The organism is Amycolatopsis sp. NPDC043885, assembly GCF_056435685.1.
This window is the reverse complement of the sequence record NZ_JBWKEA010000007.1, coordinates 277750-293629: the sequence shown is the minus strand read 5'-3', so window position 1 is coordinate 293629 and position 15880 is coordinate 277750. Positions and strand designations below refer to the sequence as shown.

Sequence of the window (15880 nt, the reverse complement as noted above, 5' to 3'; positions counted from 1 at the left end):
CACTGCCCTCTGGTGGTTCATCCGGTTCCACGGTGGACGCTGAGCTGCTTGAATGCCGCAAGGGGTTGATGCCCCCGAAGCAAGACGGCAACGCATTACCCGGCCCCGCCGCTAGGCGGGGCGCCCGCGCCAGCGGGCGTACAGGCGATAAGGAGCCTGCGATGGCCCAGGAGAACACGTCCACCGGTACCCCGGCACCGCACCCGGTACCGCACGCGCTCGGTGGCGGGCACCCCGCACCCCCCGTGCCGCCCGCCGAGCCCAGCCCGTCCGCTTGGGGCAGGGTCGACGACGAAGGAACGGTCTACGTCACCACACCCGACGGCGAGCGCGCGGTCGGTGTCTGGCAGGCCGGAAGCCCGGACGAGGGTCTGCTCCACTATGCGCGCCGCTTCGACGACCTGCGCACCGAGGTCGAGCTGCTGGAAACCCGGCTGGAGTCCGGCGCGGGCGATCCGAAGCACGCCCTGGCGACGGCCACGCAGCTGCGTGACGGCCTCGCCGAAGCCGCCGTCGTCGGAGACATCGCCGCGCTGAGCGGCCGCATCGAACAGGTCATCTCCCACGCCGAGAAGGCACTGGCCTCGGCCAAACAGGAGCGTGAGGAAGCCCGCGCGGCCGCCGTCGTCCGCAAGCAGGCCCTCGCCGACGAGGCCGAGAAGCTCGCCGCCGAGTCGACCCAGTGGAAGGCCGCCGGCGACCGGCTGCGCGCCATCCTGGACGAGTGGAAGACCGTCAAGGGTGTCGACCGCAAGACCGACGACGAGCTGTGGAAACGGTTCTCCAAGGCCCGTGAGGCGTTCAACCGGCGCCGCGGCTCGCATTTCGCCGAGCTCGACAAGCAGCGCGCGGGTGCCAAGCATCGCAAGGAAGAGCTGATCGCCGAGGCCGAAGCGCTCTCGGAGTCCGAGGACTGGGGCGAGACGGCGGGTCGCTACAAGGACCTGATGACCGAGTGGAAGGCCGCCGGCCGCGCCCCCAAGGACAGCGACGAGGCGCTCTGGCAGCGTTTCCGCGCCGCGCAGGACAAGTTCTTCGCCCGGCGGTCCGCGGTGTTCTCCGAGCGGGACGCCGAGTTCGCGACCAACGCGCAGCAGAAGGAAGAGCTGCTCGTCGAGGCCGAGAAGATCGATCCCGCGGCCAACCTCGACGCGGCGAAGCAGCACATGCGGCGCATCCAGGACCAGTGGGACGAGATCGGCAAGGTCCCGCGCGAGCGCATCCGCGAACTGGACGGGCGGTTGAAGGCCGTGCAGGACGCGATCAAGGCGGCCGAGGACAGCAAGTGGCGCCGGACCGACCCGGAGGCGCAGGCCAGGGCGGCGCAGTTCCGCGAGCGGGTCGAGCAGTTCGAGTCGCAGGCGGCGAAGGCCCGTGCGGCGGGCGACGAGCGGCGCGCGAAGAAGGCGGACGAGCAGGCCGCGCAGTGGCGTGAGTGGCTCGAGGCGGCGGAAGCGGCCATCGCGGACCGCTGATCCGCCGGCACCGTCCGTGAAGGCCTCCTTACCTACCCTGAGGGTAGTGAAGGAGGCCTTCACGGCAGGCGGTCGGTCATAGCGGGCAGGGGCTGGGCCTTCACTCCACTGTGGAGGGACGGCTAGCACCTTCGTGCGTATTCGAGCGCTCTCCGCGCTCAACCGTGGTCGACTTCGATCATGAACCAGACACTGATTCCCCCAGTACGCCGGGCGTTCGCCGCCCTGGCGATCAGTTGTGCTCTGGTGGCCGGGCTCGCCCCGGCCGCGGCGGCGACCGGCTCCCCGGCACCGCTCCCGGCCTCCTCCGAAGCCGGAAAGAAGAAAGTCAAGCTCGACGCCTCGCTCAGCAAGAAGCAGGTCAAGGTCAACGAAAAGGTCACCCTCAAGGGGACTCTGCAGGCCGCGGAAGGCGCCCGGGCCGACGGGACGGACAGCCTCGAAGCGATCATCGTGCAGCAGCTTCAAGGAAGTGTCTGGGTGAACATCGCCGACACGACCTGCCGGCCCAACTCGACGTTCTCCCTGAAGCTGAGCTTCTCCCTCAGCGCGGTGATCACGCTGCGGGCCTATCACCCGGAAACGACGCTCTACGCGAGCGCCTACACGTCCAGCAACCTCACCTTGAGGGTCGGCTAGCTGCGGGAAAAGGCGGCACGCATCCAGTAGATGGCCAGCGCGACGGTGGCGATCCAGGCGACGATCAGCCCGAAGCCCGGACCGCCACCGGCCGCGCCGGTCGCGTTCGAGGACTGCTGGGACCAGATCGCGAGCATTCCGTCGACGGAGGCGAACCAGCCGCCCGCGGCGCAGACCCAGGCCAGCCACCAGCGACGGGTCACCAGCGTGACGGCGGAGACGAACACGCCGACCCCGGTGGAGGTCGCGGCGAACAGCTGCGGGATCCCGCCGCCCTTGCCGAGCAGCACCTCCCAGCCGGCGTGCTCGCCGACCCAGGGCAGCAGCTGCGCGACCAGCAGCACGAACACCAGCACGGCGATGGAGAACCCGCGCCTGCCCAGTTCGATCGTCTTGGCCGCGCGTTCGCCGGCTTCGTCGATCTCGGCGGCGAGTTCGTCGATCTTCGGTTCGGTCACAGTGCACACCCGCTCACCGGTTCCGGCGTGACGGCCGGGGCACCGAAGCCCGGCAGGCCCAGCGTCACGCCGTTGGTCTTCGGCCGCAGCCCGGCCTCGGAGTTGTCGCCCGCCTTGGTGCGGCGGTGCGACAGCAGGTCGCCGTCGGCGACGAGATGGTGCGGAGCGCCGTAGGTCACCACGGTCTCGACGACGTCGCCGGGACGCACCGAGCGGTCCACGAGCGGCCCCGTCGGCGTGAAGTGGACGAGCCTGCCGTCCCGCGCGCGGCCACTCATACGCTGCGTCTCGGTGTCCTTGCGGCCTTCGCCGGAGGCCACCAGCAGCTCGACCCGCCGCCCGACGATCTTCTTGTTCTCTTCCCAGGAGATGTCGTTCTGCAGCTTCACGAGCCGTTCGTAGCGCTCCTGCACGACCTCCTTCGGCAGCTGCCCGTCCATCTCGGCGGCGGGCGTGCCCGGCCGGATCGAGTACTGGAAGGTGAACGCGCTCGAGAACCGCGCCTGCGCGACGACGTCGAGCGTCGCCTGGAAGTCTTCCTCGGTCTCGCCGGGGAAGCCGACGATGATGTCGGTGGTGATCGCGGCGTCGGGCATGGACTCGCGCACGCGGTCGAGGAGCTTGAGGTAGCGCGCCGAACGGTAGGACCGCTTCATCTCGCGCAGCACCCGGTCCGAACCGGACTGCAGCGGCATGTGCAGCTGGTGGCACACGTTCGGCGTCTCGGCCATCGCGTCGATGACGTCCTCGGTGAACGCCGCCGGATGCGGCGAGGTGAACCGGACGCGCTCCAGCCCGTCCACGGAACCGCAGGCGCGCAGCAGCTTCCCGAACGCGAGCCGGTCGCCGAATTCGACGCCGTAGGAGTTCACGTTCTGGCCGAGCAGGGTCACTTCCAGCACGCCTTCGGCGACGAGCGCCTCGACCTCGGCGAGGATCTCGCCGGGGCGGCGGTCGCGTTCCTTGCCGCGCAGCGCCGGGACGATGCAGAAGGTGCAGGTGTTGTTGCAGCCGACCGAAATCGACACCCAGCCCGCGTACGCCGAATCGCGCTTCGCCGGGAGCGTCGAAGGGAAGGTCTCGAGCGATTCGAGGATCTCGACCTCGGCCTCGGCGTTGTGCCGCGCGCGCTCCAGCAGCGTCGGCAGCGAACCGATGTTGTGCGTGCCGAAGACGACGTCGACCCAGGGCGCGCGCTTGACGATCTCGCCGCGGTCCTTCTGGGCGAGGCAGCCGCCGACGGCGATCTGCATGTCCGGCTTCGCCGTCTTCTGCGGCCGCAGGTGGCCGAGGGTGCCGTACAGCTTGTTGTCCGCGTTCTCCCGCACCGCGCAGGTGTTGAACACGATCAGGTCGGGTGTGGCCTCGCCGTCACCCGGTACGTAGCCGGCGTCCTCGAGCTGCCCGGCAAGACGTTCGGAGTCATGCACGTTCATCTGGCAGCCGAAGGTGCGGATCTGGTAAGTGCGCGCGCTCATCTCGCCTTCGAGGGTACGCGGGCGGGGTTCCATGGCACGATCGACCCTCATGAGGAGACCAGGGGTGCTCGCGGTGGTGATCGCCGTCGTCTGTGCCCTGGTCGCCGGGTGCGGGCCCGATCTCTCCGGGACGAAGGTGCGGATCGCGGCGGGGCTCGACGGTGGCGTCTACGACAAGCTGGCCGAGGCGCTGGCCGACGCGTGGGCCGCGCAACTGGACACCGAGCGGCCCGTGATCCAGGAGACCCAGGGGTCGCCGGACAACGTCGGACGGGTGCGTGCGGGGAAGGCCGACGTGGCGTTCGTGGCCGCCGACGTGGCCGCCGACGACACCGCCGGTTTGGCCGCGCTGGCCCGCGTGCACGACGACTATCTGCACGTCATCGTGCGCGCCGACTCGTCGATCAGGTCGTTCGCGCAGTTGCGCGGGCACAAGGTCGCGATCGGTTCGCCGGATTCGGGTGTCGAGTTCCTGTCGAAGCAGTTGCTGAAGGCGTCGGGGCTGACCGGCGCGATCGACCGGCGCAATCTCGGCCTCCCCGAGGCGCTGCCCGCGCTGGAGAACCGGCAGATCGACGCCGTCATCTGGTCGGGTGGCCTGCCGACGCCGTCGATCACCGAGAAGGTGCACACGGTCGGCCTGCGGCTGCTCGACATCACCGATCTCGCGGACGCGCTGCGGGCCACCAGCCCGGTGTACCGGACGGCGACCATCCCGGTGACGGCCTACAACCTGCCCTCACCGGTGACCACGCTCGTGCTGCCGAACTTCCTGGTGGTGCCGACGTCGATGCGCGACGACGTCGCCGAGGCGCTCGTGCGCGGGCTGTTCGACGCGCGGGACCAGCTGGTCAAGGCGGCGGGCGCGGCGTTGTCGATCGACATCCATCCCGCCATCGAGACCGCTCCCCTGCCGCTGCACCCGGGCGCGCTGCGCTACTTCCGGTCACTCAAGGATTAACGGCAGGGTCACGGTCACCTGAAGGCCGCCGCCTTCGGGTGAGCCGAGCCGCAGCGAACCGTCCGAACGGGCCAGGATCTCGGTGACGATCGCCAGGCCGAGGCCGGATCCGGGCACGTTCTGATGCGCGGTGCTGCGCCAGAACCGGTCCGCCGCGCGTTCCAGCTCGTCTTCGCGCAGGCCGGGGCCGTGGTCACGGACGGCGATGTCGACCTTCCCGTCCGTGGTGGTGACGTCCACCCGCACCTCGGTCCCCGGCTCGGTGAACTTGAGCGCGTTGTCCAGCAGCGCGTCGAGGACCACTTCGAGGCCGCGTGCCGGGGTGAGCACCCGCAGTCCGCCGCCCAGTCCGGTCGCCACCAGCGTGATGTCGCGTGCCGCGCCGACCACGGTCCAGTCGGCGACCCGGGCGCCCACCATCTCGTCGAGGCCGACCGGCACCAGTTCGCCGCCCGAGGCCTCGGCGCGGGCCAGCGAGAGGAGTTCGTCGAGGATCTGGTTGAGCCGTCGCGCGTCGACGACGGCGGCTTCGAGGTCTGCCGCGGCGAGGTCGTCGTCGACGTGGCCGTCGAGGTTGCCGAGCCGGATCTTCAACGCGGTCAACGGGTTCCGCAGCTGATGGGAGGCGTCGGCGACGAACGCGCGCTGCGCCGACAGTGCCTCGTCGACGCTGGCGGCCATCCGGTCGAAGGACCGTTCGAGCTGCCGCAGTTCCGGCGGGCCGCCGGTCTCCCCCACCCGTTTGACCTCGCGGCCGCTGACCACGGAGGCGACCAGTTCGCCGGTGGCGTCGTCGAGCCGCCGGACCGGGCGCAGGATCCAGCGCACCACCGGCACGGCGACCAGGAGTGCGATACCGAACGCCAGCACCGCGCCCGCCGCGATGAGCAGCCACCACCACAGCAGTTCGGTGCGGGCCTTGTCCGTCGAGGACACCGTGATCACCGCGCCCCGCACCTCGCCGTCGATGAGGATCGGCTCGGCCAGCACCAGCGGCTCGGTGTTCCACGGCATCAGCAGCGGTCCGGGCTCCGAACGCCGTCCCGCCAGCGCCTGCTGCAGATGCGAAGCGATGACGGGGTCCTTCAGGTCGATCCCGGCCGTCTCACCCGGACCCCTGGCGACGGATTCGCCGTCCTGGTCGACGATCGCCACCGGCACCCCGTAGACCTCGGTGTAGCGGAGGAGTTCGTCCTCGATCAGGTCCGGCCGGTTCTCCACCAGCGGGCGCTGTGCCAGCGACGCGAACCGGGAGGTGTCGGTGAGGCGGTCGAGGAAGAGGTCGAGCTGCACACTGGCCGCCACGCTGAGCGCGAGCGGGATGCCGAGGCCGAACACGAGCGCCGCGACCAGCGTCAGCACGATCGCCTGGAGCCGGACGCGCACCGGCTCAGCCCTCTTCGGCCGGACCGTAGGCGCCGCCGAGGCGGTACCCGACGCCGCGGACGGTCTCGATCAGCGCTGGCCTGCCCAGTTTGGTCCGCAGGGTGGCGACGTGGACGTCGAGCGACCGGCTCTCCGCGGGGCCGCGGTGACCCCAGACCTCGTTCAGCACGTGATCACGGGCGCAGACCGCGCCGCGGGCGGTGACCACCAGCGCGAGCACCTGGAATTCCTTGCGGGACAACGAAACCGGCTGCCCGTCGACCTGCACCTCATGGCGCCCGATATCGACCGAGACATCACCCGCGCGGATGACGCCCGCTGGTTCGGGCGCGGCAGGCCGTTCCCCGCGGCGACGGCGCACGGCCTCGACACGGGCGACCAGTTCGTCGACGTCGTAGGGCTTGACCAGATAGTCGTCGGCGCCGGACCGGAGCCCTTGGATCCGGTCGTCGACCTCGCCCCGCGCCGAAACGACGATCACCGCGACGTCGCTGACCGCGCGAATCCGGCGGCACAGGACGATCCCGTCGATGTCGGGGAGCCCGAGGTCGAGCAGCACCACGTCGACCTCGTGCACCAGATCGAGCACCCCGGCACCGGAGGCGAGGCGTTTGATCGTCAGGCCGCGCCGGGTCAGCGCGGGCGTCAAGGCACCCGCGACCCGGTCGTCGTCCTCCACCAGCAGTACCCGCACCCGTGTTTCCCTTTCACGCCGTCACCGCCACCGCGACGACTTGAAGAACGACTCTATGGGGTGAGTCACCTCTCGCGCTGCCCGTACCGCTGGGCCGGATGACCCTGTGAGCGACCCGCTGCACGCGGTAATGGTCACGATGCGTCACAGATCTGCTGTGACCCCGGTTACGGGAGACCCCCGCCTTGTCTAGGCTGATCAGCGCCGGACGGAGGTGGACCGGGGCCGTCCGGTGGCTTGAGAACGATACGGACTTGAAACCCTAAGTATTGGTCAAGCCGTCTTTACAAGCGGTCCGACGGGAGTAGGTTTCCGCCATCGCGTGGTGCCTGACCCCGCAGTCCCCTGCAAACGAACGCTCCTGGAGGCCAGATGACCGCGGAGGTGGCGGCGCCGATGATCAAGGCGGCCGCCGTGAACAAGTACTTCGGCGACCTGCACGTGCTCAAGGAGATCAACCTCGAGGTGCCGCGCGGGCAGGTCGTGGTCGTGCTCGGGCCGTCCGGGTCTGGCAAGTCGACGCTGTGCCGGGCGATCAACCGGCTGGAACCCATCAACTCCGGTGAGATCGCGGTGGACGGCGTTCCGCTGCCCGCCGAAGGGAAGGCGCTGGCCGCGCTGCGCGCCGACGTCGGCATGGTGTTCCAGTCGTTCAACCTGTTCGCGCACAAGACGATCCTCGAGAACGTCATGCTCGCGCCGATGAAGGTCCGCAAGGTCAACACGGCCGAGGCCCGCAAGACCGCGATGGACCTGCTCGAACGCGTCGGCATAGCCAACCAGGCCGACAAGTACCCGGCGCAGCTTTCCGGCGGGCAGCAGCAGCGTGTGGCGATCGCCCGCGCGCTGGCCATGCGCCCCAAGGTGATGCTGTTCGACGAGCCGACCTCGGCGCTGGACCCCGAGATGGTCCAGGAGGTCCTCGACGTGATGACCACGCTCGCCAAGGACGGGATGACGATGCTCGTCGTCACCCACGAGATGGGCTTCGCGCGGCGCGCGGCGAACCGGGTGGTGTTCATGTCCGACGGCGAGATCGTCGAGGACTCCACCCCGGACGAGTTCTTCACCAAGCCGAAGACGGATCGCGCCAAGGACTTCCTCGGCAAGATCCTCACCCACTGAGGACTTCCCCGCCGGCCGGTATGGCCGGACAAGATTCGGAAGGAAACTGAGAACAATGCGGTTGAACCGAGTTCTGCGAATGAGCGCGGCCGTCGTGGCGGCCGGTCTCGCCCTCTCCGCCTGTGGCGGCGGCGGGTCGGACGCCGGCAGCGGCTCCAGCGGCGCCAAGAACGTGGTGGCGAAGGCCAAGAACGACAAGAAGCTGACCATCGGCATCAAGTTCGACCAGCCCGGTCTCGGCCAGAAGCAGGCCGACGGCACGTACGCCGGCTTCGACGTCGACGTGGCGAAGTACATCGCCAAGGAGCTCGGCGTCGAAGAGTCGGCGATCACCTGGAAGGAAGCGCAGTCCGCGCAGCGTGAGGACCTGATCAAGAAGGGCGAGGTCGACTTCATCGTCGCCACCTACTCGATCACCGACAAGCGCAAGAACGAGGTCTCCTTCGCGGGCCCGTACTTCATCGCCCACCAGGACCTGCTGGTCCGCGCCGACTCCACCGACATCACCGGCCCGGAGTCGCTGACCGGCAACAAGAAGCTCTGCTCGGTCAAGGGTTCGACCCCGGCGCAGAACGTCAAGGAAAAGTACGCCAAGGAAGTTCAGCTCGAAGAGCGCGGCAAGTACACCGATTGCGTCACCTCGCTGCTCAACAAGACCGTCGACGCGATGACCACCGATGACGTCATCCTCGCCGGCTACGCCGCGCAGCAGCCCGGCAAGCTGAAGCTGGTCGGCAAGGGCTTCACCGACGAGAAGTACGGCGTCGGCCTGAAGAAGGACGACGCCGAGAGCATCACCGCGATCAACAACGCGATCAAGAAGATGCAGCAGGACGGCGCGTGGAAGGCCGCTCTGGAGAAGAACGTCGGCCCGTCGGGCTACAAGATCCCCGAGCCCCCGGCCATCTCCTGACCCCCGGCTCGCTGAGCCGCTGAACTGAAGGAATCGAACGGTGCGCCGTGTACCGCGGCGCACCGTTCCCATACCGAGGCTGGGTTGAGCACCTTGTTCGATTTCCTCGACAATCCCAATTACGACTTGCTCGGCGCCTTCTGGATGACGATCAAGCTCACCTTCTTCTCCGCGATCGGTTCCCTGATCTGGGGCACCATCCTGGTGGGGATGCGGGTGAGCCCCGTTCCGATCATGCGGGCGTTCGGCACCGCCTACGTCAACATCTTCCGGAACACCCCGCTGACGGTGATCATCGTCTTCACATCGCTGGGATTGTCCTCCACCCTGGGACTCAACCTGGCCTCGTCGGAGTCGACGACATCGTTGGAGGACAACGCCTTCCGGCTCGCGATCCTCGGCTTCGTCGCCTACACCGCCACGTTCGTCTGTGAATCGCTGCGGTCGGGTATCAACACCGTCCCGGTCGGCCAGGCGGAAGCGGCCCGCGCGCTGGGGCTCGGCTTCGTCCAGGTGCTGACCCTGATCGTGCTGCCACAGGCGTTCCGGTCGGTGATCGCGCCGCTGGCGAACGTCATGATCGCGCTGCTGAAGAACACCACGGTCGCGTCGATCATCGGTGTCGCCGAGGCGTCACTGCTGATGTCGGACATGGTCGAGAACGAGTCCGACTCGCTGTTGCTGGTCTTCCTGCTCTTCGCCGCCGGGTTCGTCGTCCTGGTCCTCCCCCTCGGCCTGCTGCTGGGCTGGGTCGCCAAGAAGGTCGAGGTCAAGCGATGAGCGCGCAGACCGTCCTCTATGACATTCCCGGGCCGAAGGCGCGGGCACGGAACTGGCTCTACTCGGTGCTTTTCGTGCTCGTCGTGGCACTGGTCGCGTATCTCGTCTACGCGGGTTTCGATGAGAAGAACCAATGGGCTGGCGCGCTGTGGGAGCCCTTCCTCAAGGGCTCGACCTGGACCGAATTCGTCCTGCCAGGTCTGCTCAACACCCTGAAGGCCGCGGCGCTGTCGATCGTGATCGCGCTGCCGATCGGTGCGCTGCTGGGCATCGGCCGGCTGTCGGACCACAAGTGGATCCGGGTGCCGGTCGGCGCGGTCGTCGAGTTCTTCCGGGCGATCCCGGTGCTGCTGCTGATGGTCTTCGCCGCGGCGTTCTACGCGTTCTACACCGACATCGACGCCGAGATCCGCCCGCTGTTCGCGGCGGTGACCGGCCTGGTGCTCTACAACGGTTCGGTCATGGCCGAGGTGTTCCGTGCGGGCATCCTTTCGCTGCCCAAGGGCCAAGGTGAGGCCGCGTCCGCGCTGGGCATGCGCAAGACCCAGATCATGATGACCGTCCTGCTGCCGCAGGCGGTCACCCTGATGCTGCCCGCGCTGGTGAGCCAGCTGGTGGTCATCCTCAAGGACACGGCGCTGGCCGGTCAGCTGACCATCGGCTTCAACGAGCTGATCCGGAGTACCGGACCGCTCACCGGCCTCTACGGCAACACGATCCCGACGCTGATCGTCGTCGCGATCATCTTCATCGTGCTGAACCTGCTCCTGAGCTGGTTCGCGTCGTGGCTGGAGAACAAGCTGGCGCGGCGGAAGAAGGCTCCCAAGGGCGCCAAGCCGGTGCACTCCGCACCGTCCAGCGTGGTCATGCAGCGCGATGACGCGAGCGGTGGGGCACTGTAGCTCCGTAAGTACACGAAGGCCCCCTTCCTTGCGCCCAGGTGCAGGAAGGGGGCCTTCCTGTTTTCGGGATAGGCCTCTTGGTCCTGTCGGGACGATGACCTCGTCGGCTAACGTCGGCCGTATGGCGGACCAGGCCGCGACGCTGCTCGAAGCGCTGCCGGACCTGGCGGGCAGGGCGGTCCTGGTCGTCGGGTGCGGTGATGGCCGCTATCCCCGCTTGTTCCGAGGAAAGGGCGCGCACCGTGTGGTCGGCGTCGACGCGGATAAGGCGCTGATCGCGGCAGCCCAACGCGAAGAGGAACGCGACCCCCTCGGGATCTCGTACGAGGTTCACCAGCTCGCCCGGCTGCCGGTGATGGGAGCCTTCGACGTCGTCCTGGCCTTCCTGGACTCCCCCGCCCATCTCGGTCGCGTCGCCGCGAGCCTGGTGACGGGCGGGCTGCTCGTGGCCGTCGCCACGAACGGCATCGACCTGGAGGAAGCGTTGCGGGACAACGGTTTCCAAGACATCGTCCTGCGCCGCCACGAAAGCGGCGGCGTGCACAGCGCCCGCAAGGTGGGCTGAGTCGCGCACCCTGGTGTCGAGCCAGGCTGGCCGGGGCTATGAATCCCGGCCGGTCGCCGGACCGTGCGCGTCTGGCGGTATGGGACACACGGACCCCACACCGCCGCACCGGTACGACGGAACAGGTTTCCCCGCCGTGCCGGGGCGTAGCGCGTGTGGGAGTCGAACCCACGTCACCGGGGTGAAAACCCGGTATCCCTTCCGCTGGACCAACGCGCCTTGGCCTGGAACACAGTCCGGCGCGCACCGCGCACCGGACTGCTTCGTTCCAGAAATCAGGGTCACCGAAAGAAAAGCCGCCCGGTTCGGTTTCCCGAAGGGCGGCTCCACGTATGCGACGTCGTGCTAGGACGACGGCGGGGAGCCACGTTTTTCTTCCATGCCAAGGAAAGGACAGGCCATGCGGTACTGCGTCATGTGTCCTCCCTTGGTGGTGTGCGGGTAAGTGTGCGTCAGGTATGAGGGCGGCGGCAACCGATTTAGCTCGTGAGTGGTAAGGACGGTTAGAACCGTCCTTACCACTCACGAGAGGCGACTACTTGTCCCGCCGGAACAGTTTGTTCCCCAGCCACACGATGGGGTCGTACTTCCGGTCCGCGACGCGTTCCTTCATCGGGATGAGCGCGTTGTCGGTGATGTGGATGCCCTCCGGGCACACGTCCGAGCAGCACTTGGTGATGTTGCAGTACCCGAGCCCGTGCTCCTCCTGCGCCTCGTCACGCCGGTCGGCGACGTCGAGGGGATGCATTTCGAGTTCGGCGATCCGCATCAGGTACCGGGGCCCGGCGAAGGCCTCCTTGTTCTCCTCGTGGTCACGCACCACGTGGCAGGTGTTCTGGCACAGGAAGCACTCGATGCACTTGCGGAACTCCTGCGAGCGCTCGACGTCCACCTGCTGCATCCGGTACTCCCCCGGCTTCAGCTCCGGAGGCGGCGTGAACGACGGGATCTCGCGGGCCTTGGTGTAGTTGAACGACACGTCGGTCACCAGGTCGCGAATCACCGGGAACGTCCGCATCGGGGTCACGGTGATGACCTCGTCCTCGGTGAAGGTCGACATCCGGGTCATGCACAGCAACCGCGGCTTGCCGTTGATCTCCGCCGAGCACGAACCGCATTTGCCCGCCTTGCAGTTCCACCGCACCGCCAGATCCGAGGCCTGCGTGGCCTGCAACCGGTGGATGATGTCGAGGACGACCTCGCCCTCGTTGACCTCGACGCTGTAGTCCTGCAGCTCACCCGAATCGGCGTCACCGCGCCAGACCCGGAAACTCGCCTTGTAGCTCATGCCGGACTCCCGGGGTGCGAAGCCAGTTCTTCGTCGGTGTAGTACTTCCCCAGCTCGGACAGTTCGAACAGCTCCAGCAGGTCCTGCCGCAGCGGGGTCTGCGCCTTGACCTCGACGCCGATGTCCGGCACCACCGGGTTGTCGCCCGGCGTGGCCGAGCAGACCAGGAGTTTGTTGCGCCACTGGGCATCCATGCCCGGATGATCGTCCCGTGTGTGTCCGCCCCGGCTCTCGGTCCTGGTGAGCGCGGCCCTGGCGACGCATTCGCTGACCATCAGCATGTTCCGCAGGTCGACGGCGAGATGCCAGCCGGGGTTGAACTGCCGGTGCCCTTCGACGGTGACCCGCTTGATCCGCTCGCGCAGCTCCCCGAGCTTCTCCAGCGCCCGCTCGATCTCCTCCGCCTTGCGGATGATGCCGACCAGGTCGTTCATCGACTGCTGCAGTTCGGTGTGCAGGCTGTACGGATTCTCTTCGACGCCGTCACCCGGCGGGTCGAACGGCGCGAGCGCCATCGCCGCGGCAGCGTCCACATCGGACTGACTGACCTTGGGACGGTCCTTCAGCTCCGACACGTAGGACGCGGCGCCGAGGCCCGCACGACGACCGAAGACCAGCAGATCCGAAAGCGAGTTGCCGCCGAGCCGGTTCGAGCCGTGCATCCCGCCCGAGCACTCACCGGCGGCGAACAGTCCGGGCACGCTCGACGACGCGGTGTCCGGGTCGACCTCGATCCCGCCCATCACGTAGTGACAGGTGGGGCCGACCTCCATCGGCTCCTTCGTGATGTCGACGTCGGCGAGTTCCTTGAACTGGTGGTACATCGACGGCAGCCGTTTGCGGATCTCCTCCGCGGGCAGCCTGCTGGCGATGTCGAGGAAGACCCCGCCGTGCGGCGATCCCCGGCCCGCCTTGACCTCGGAGTTGATCGCCCGCGCCACCTCGTCACGCGGGAGCAGATCCGGGGTGCGGCGGTTCTTCTCTTGGTCGGTGTACCAGCGGTCGGCTTCCTCCTCGCTGTCCGCGTACTGCCCCTTGAACACATCAGGGACGTACTCGAACATGAACCGCTTGTCCTCGGTGTTCTTGAGAACCCCTCCGTCACCGCGAACGCCTTCGGTGACCAGGATCCCCTTCACACTCGGCGGCCAGACCATGCCGGTCGGGTGGAACTGGACGAACTCCATGTTGATGAGCGTCGCCCCGGCCCGCAGCGCCAGCGCGTGCCCGTCACCGGTGTACTCCCACGAGTTCGAGGTGACCTTGAACGATTTCCCGATGCCGCCGGTGGCCAGCACCACCGCCGGCGTCTCGAACAGGATGAACCGGCCGCTCTCGCGCCAATACCCGAAGGCACCCGAGATCCGGCCGTCGTCGGTCAGCAGTTCGGTGATCGTGCATTCGGCGAAGACCTTGATCCTCGCCTCGTAGTCACCGGTCTCCTTGAAGTCCTCTTGTTGCAGCGAAACGATTTTCTGCTGCATCGTGCGGATCAGTTCGAGCCCGGTGCGGTCGCCGACGTGCGCCAGCCGCGGGTACGTGTGCCCGCCGAAGTTGCGCTGGCTGATCCGGCCGTCGGCGGTGCGGTCGAACAGCGCGCCGTAGGTCTCCAGTTCCCAGACCCGGTCCGGCGCCTCCTTGGCGTGGAGTTCGGCCATCCGCCAGTTGTTGAGGAACTTCCCGCCGCGCATGGTGTCGCGGAAGTGCACCTGCCAGTTGTCGTTCGAGTTCGCGTTGCCCATCGACGCCGCGCAGCCGCCTTCGGCCATCACCGTATGCGCCTTGCCGAAGAGCGATTTGCACACCACCGCGACACTGAAGCCGCGTTCGCGGGCTTCGATGACCGCGCGGAGACCGGCACCGCCGGCACCGATCACCACCACGTCGTAGTTGAGCCGTTCGACCTCGGTCATGAAAAGAGCCACCTCAAAGCTTGTCGCCGGGGACGGGAGATTCCCGCGCCGCTAGTTGATGAACCGCAGATCCGAAATGGCGCCGCTGGCCACGAGCATCACGTAGAGGTCGGTCAGCACGAGCGTGCCGAGCGTCGTCCACGCCAGTGCCATGTGCCGGGTGTTGAGCTTCGTGATCTGCGTCCAGATCCAGTAGCGGACCGGATGTTTCGAGAAGTGCTTGAGCCTGCCGCCGGTCACGTGACGGCACGAGTGGCACGACAACGTGTAGGCCCACAACAGGATCACGTTGCCGGTCAGCACGATGTTGCCGAGCCCGAAACCGAATCCGCCGGTCTTGCCGTGGAACGCGGTGATCGCGTCGTAGGTGTTGATCAGCGAGACGACCACGGCCACGTAGAAGAAGTAGCGGTGGGCGTTCTGGATGATCAGCGGCAGCCGGGTCTCACCGGTGTACTTCGCGTGCGGTTCGGCGACCGCGCAGGCGGGCGGTGAGAACCAGACGGCCCGGTAGTAGGCCTTGCGGTAGTAGTAGCAGGTCAGCCGGAAGCCCAGCAGGAAGGGCAGGACGAGGAAGCCGAGCGGGATGAAGCCCGGCAGTTCGCCGATCCAGGCCCCGAAATGCCGGGAGCCTTCGACGCAGGATTCCGAGACGCAGGGTGAATAGAACGGCGTCAGGTAGTGGTATTCGGGCACCCAGTAGGCGGTGCGCACGAAGGACCTGATCGTCGCGTAGATGATGAAGGCGGAGAGGCCGAGGACGGTCAGCAGCGGGGACAGCCACCACCGGTCGGTGCGCAGCGTTTTTTCGGCGATCCGGGCCCGCGACGGTGCGCGGACCCCCGTACCCCGTCCGGCCTCGTTGCCGGCGGGGGCGCTCACCGCTGGTCGCGCTTGTAGCCGCCGACGCCTTCGTCATCGGCGCCTTGCCAGAGCGCCGGGTCATAGGGCGTATCGGGAACCTGGACACGATCGGCGGCCTTCGCCTGCGCGGGCACCGCGTTCGGGGTCGTGTCGAGGTCGGTCGCGTCGATGTCGAGCCGCTCGACGTCGTTCGCCAGGCGTCGTACCGCCGAAGCGTCGCCGTATCGGGAGCGCAGCGCGCCGACGCACTGCCTCAACTGACCGATGGCTCGCCGAAGCTCGGCGATCTCTGTGGTGGACATCGGTACCTCCCGATGGTCGGTTCGGTTGGCCGCTTGAGCCTTCGAAGGCCGGCGACTCCTCGCCGTCTCGACTCTGCCGCGCGTTGTGCAATGTGACAAGTAGCACAGTGGAACCTAGTGACGTGACGGAGGTCACG

16 protein-coding genes and 1 tRNA gene are annotated in these 15880 nt (G+C 67.8%); 8 read left to right on the top strand and 9 right to left on the bottom strand.

Annotated features, from left to right (window positions below; all coding sequences use genetic code 11):
* Positions 1–161: 161 nt before the first annotated feature.
* Both AC069I_RS22755 and AC069I_RS22750 read left to right on the top strand, forming a co-directional pair.
* A complete protein-coding gene (locus AC069I_RS22755; protein ID WP_478228728.1) occupies positions 162–1475 on the top strand; it encodes a DUF349 domain-containing protein in 1314 nt (437 codons plus the stop codon).
* 180 nt (positions 1476–1655) lie between these two features.
* Positions 1656–2114 carry a hypothetical protein gene (locus AC069I_RS22750; protein ID WP_478228729.1) on the top strand — a complete coding sequence of 153 codons (459 nt, stop codon included), beginning with the start codon at positions 1656–1658 and terminating at the stop codon, positions 2112–2114.
* Here the strand turns inward: AC069I_RS22750 and AC069I_RS22745 are convergent.
* A complete protein-coding gene (locus tag AC069I_RS22745) occupies positions 2111–2572 on the bottom strand; it encodes an Rv2732c family membrane protein (RefSeq protein ID WP_340683326.1) in 462 nt (153 codons plus the stop codon). The genes AC069I_RS22750 and AC069I_RS22745 overlap by 4 nt on opposite strands.
* Positions 2569–4083, bottom strand: coding sequence for a tRNA (N6-isopentenyl adenosine(37)-C2)-methylthiotransferase MiaB (gene miaB, locus AC069I_RS22740; protein WP_478266345.1), 1515 nt, complete (start codon positions 4081–4083; stop codon positions 2569–2571). Before miaB ends, AC069I_RS22745 begins: the two co-directional genes overlap by 4 nt.
* 16 nt (positions 4084–4099) lie before the next feature.
* Between miaB and AC069I_RS22735 the strand changes: the two genes are divergently transcribed.
* Positions 4100–5011, top strand: a complete 912-nt coding sequence (locus tag AC069I_RS22735; protein ID WP_478228731.1) for a TAXI family TRAP transporter solute-binding subunit — start codon at positions 4100–4102, stop codon at positions 5009–5011.
* Here AC069I_RS22735 and AC069I_RS22730 read toward each other — a convergent pair.
* Positions 4997–6397: a sensor histidine kinase gene (locus AC069I_RS22730; RefSeq protein WP_478228732.1), complete on the bottom strand. Its 1401-nt coding sequence runs from the start codon at positions 6395–6397 to the stop codon at positions 4997–4999. The genes AC069I_RS22735 and AC069I_RS22730 overlap by 15 nt on opposite strands.
* Positions 6398–6401: 4 nt before the next feature.
* On the bottom strand, positions 6402–7091 hold the full coding sequence (locus AC069I_RS22725) for a response regulator transcription factor (RefSeq protein WP_038516335.1): 690 nt from the start codon (positions 7089–7091) through the stop codon (positions 6402–6404).
* Positions 7092–7487: 396 nt separating this feature from the next.
* Between AC069I_RS22725 and AC069I_RS22720 the strand changes: the two genes are divergently transcribed.
* The 5 genes from AC069I_RS22720 (at position 7488) to AC069I_RS22700 (ending at position 11376) form a co-directional block, all read left to right on the top strand.
* Positions 7488–8216, top strand: coding sequence for an amino acid ABC transporter ATP-binding protein (locus AC069I_RS22720; protein WP_378436610.1), 729 nt, complete (start codon positions 7488–7490; stop codon positions 8214–8216).
* A 55-nt stretch (positions 8217–8271) separates the two neighbouring features.
* Entirely contained in the window at positions 8272–9129 is an 858-nt protein-coding gene (locus AC069I_RS22715; RefSeq protein ID WP_478266344.1) for a glutamate ABC transporter substrate-binding protein, read from the top strand.
* A gap of 84 nt (positions 9130–9213) precedes the next feature.
* Positions 9214–9909, top strand: coding sequence for an amino acid ABC transporter permease (locus AC069I_RS22710; RefSeq protein ID WP_340683330.1), 696 nt, complete (start codon positions 9214–9216; stop codon positions 9907–9909).
* Entirely contained in the window at positions 9906–10811 is a 906-nt protein-coding gene (locus AC069I_RS22705) for an amino acid ABC transporter permease (RefSeq protein WP_478266343.1), read from the top strand. The genes AC069I_RS22710 and AC069I_RS22705 overlap by 4 nt, the downstream gene beginning before the upstream one ends.
* A 121-nt stretch (positions 10812–10932) precedes the next feature.
* On the top strand, positions 10933–11376 hold the full coding sequence (locus tag AC069I_RS22700; RefSeq protein ID WP_478266342.1) for a class I SAM-dependent methyltransferase: 444 nt from the start codon (positions 10933–10935) through the stop codon (positions 11374–11376).
* Positions 11377–11523: 147 nt separating this feature from the next.
* On the opposite strand, the gene AC069I_RS22695 is transcribed toward AC069I_RS22700, so the two are convergent.
* The 5 genes from AC069I_RS22695 to AC069I_RS22675 form a co-directional block, all read right to left on the bottom strand.
* A tRNA-Glu gene (locus tag AC069I_RS22695) sits at positions 11524–11595 on the bottom strand.
* A gap of 316 nt (positions 11596–11911) precedes the next feature.
* Positions 11912–12664, bottom strand: a complete 753-nt coding sequence (locus AC069I_RS22690; protein ID WP_005164720.1) for a succinate dehydrogenase/fumarate reductase iron-sulfur subunit — start codon at positions 12662–12664, stop codon at positions 11912–11914.
* Positions 12661–14577 carry a fumarate reductase/succinate dehydrogenase flavoprotein subunit gene (locus AC069I_RS22685; RefSeq protein WP_478266341.1) on the bottom strand — a complete coding sequence of 639 codons (1917 nt, stop codon included), beginning with the start codon at positions 14575–14577 and terminating at the stop codon, positions 12661–12663. Before AC069I_RS22685 ends, AC069I_RS22690 begins: the two co-directional genes overlap by 4 nt.
* A 51-nt stretch (positions 14578–14628) precedes the next feature.
* Positions 14629–15459 (bottom strand): hypothetical protein, encoded by an 831-nt coding sequence (locus AC069I_RS22680; protein WP_478266340.1) that lies wholly within the window; start codon positions 15457–15459, stop codon positions 14629–14631.
* Complete coding sequence (locus AC069I_RS22675; RefSeq protein WP_016332714.1) at positions 15456–15743, bottom strand: hypothetical protein; 288 nt, start codon at positions 15741–15743, stop codon at positions 15456–15458. Before AC069I_RS22675 ends, AC069I_RS22680 begins: the two co-directional genes overlap by 4 nt.
* Positions 15744–15880 lie beyond the last annotated feature (137 nt).

Excerpts from the sequence above, each read along its gene's own strand:
- AC069I_RS22755 (WP_478228728.1), top strand. The coding sequence starts at position 162 with ATGGCCCAGGAGAACACGTCCACCGGTACCCCGGCACCGCACCCGGTA.
- AC069I_RS22750 (WP_478228729.1), top strand. The coding sequence starts at position 1,656 with ATGAACCAGACACTGATTCCCCCAGTACGCCGGGCGTTCGCCGCCCTG.
- miaB (WP_478266345.1), bottom strand. The coding sequence starts at position 4,083 with ATGGAACCCCGCCCGCGTACCCTCGAAGGCGAGATGAGCGCGCGCACT.
- AC069I_RS22735 (WP_478228731.1), top strand. The coding sequence starts at position 4,100 with ATGAGGAGACCAGGGGTGCTCGCGGTGGTGATCGCCGTCGTCTGTGCC.
- AC069I_RS22720 (WP_378436610.1), top strand. The coding sequence starts at position 7,488 with ATGATCAAGGCGGCCGCCGTGAACAAGTACTTCGGCGACCTGCACGTG.
- AC069I_RS22715 (WP_478266344.1), top strand. The coding sequence starts at position 8,272 with ATGCGGTTGAACCGAGTTCTGCGAATGAGCGCGGCCGTCGTGGCGGCC.
- AC069I_RS22705 (WP_478266343.1), top strand. The coding sequence starts at position 9,906 with ATGAGCGCGCAGACCGTCCTCTATGACATTCCCGGGCCGAAGGCGCGG.
- AC069I_RS22700 (WP_478266342.1), top strand. The coding sequence starts at position 10,933 with ATGGCGGACCAGGCCGCGACGCTGCTCGAAGCGCTGCCGGACCTGGCG.
- AC069I_RS22690 (WP_005164720.1), bottom strand. The coding sequence starts at position 12,664 with ATGAGCTACAAGGCGAGTTTCCGGGTCTGGCGCGGTGACGCCGATTCG.
- AC069I_RS22685 (WP_478266341.1), bottom strand. The coding sequence starts at position 14,577 with ATGACCGAGGTCGAACGGCTCAACTACGACGTGGTGGTGATCGGTGCC.
- AC069I_RS22675 (WP_016332714.1), bottom strand. The coding sequence starts at position 15,743 with ATGTCCACCACAGAGATCGCCGAGCTTCGGCGAGCCATCGGTCAGTTG.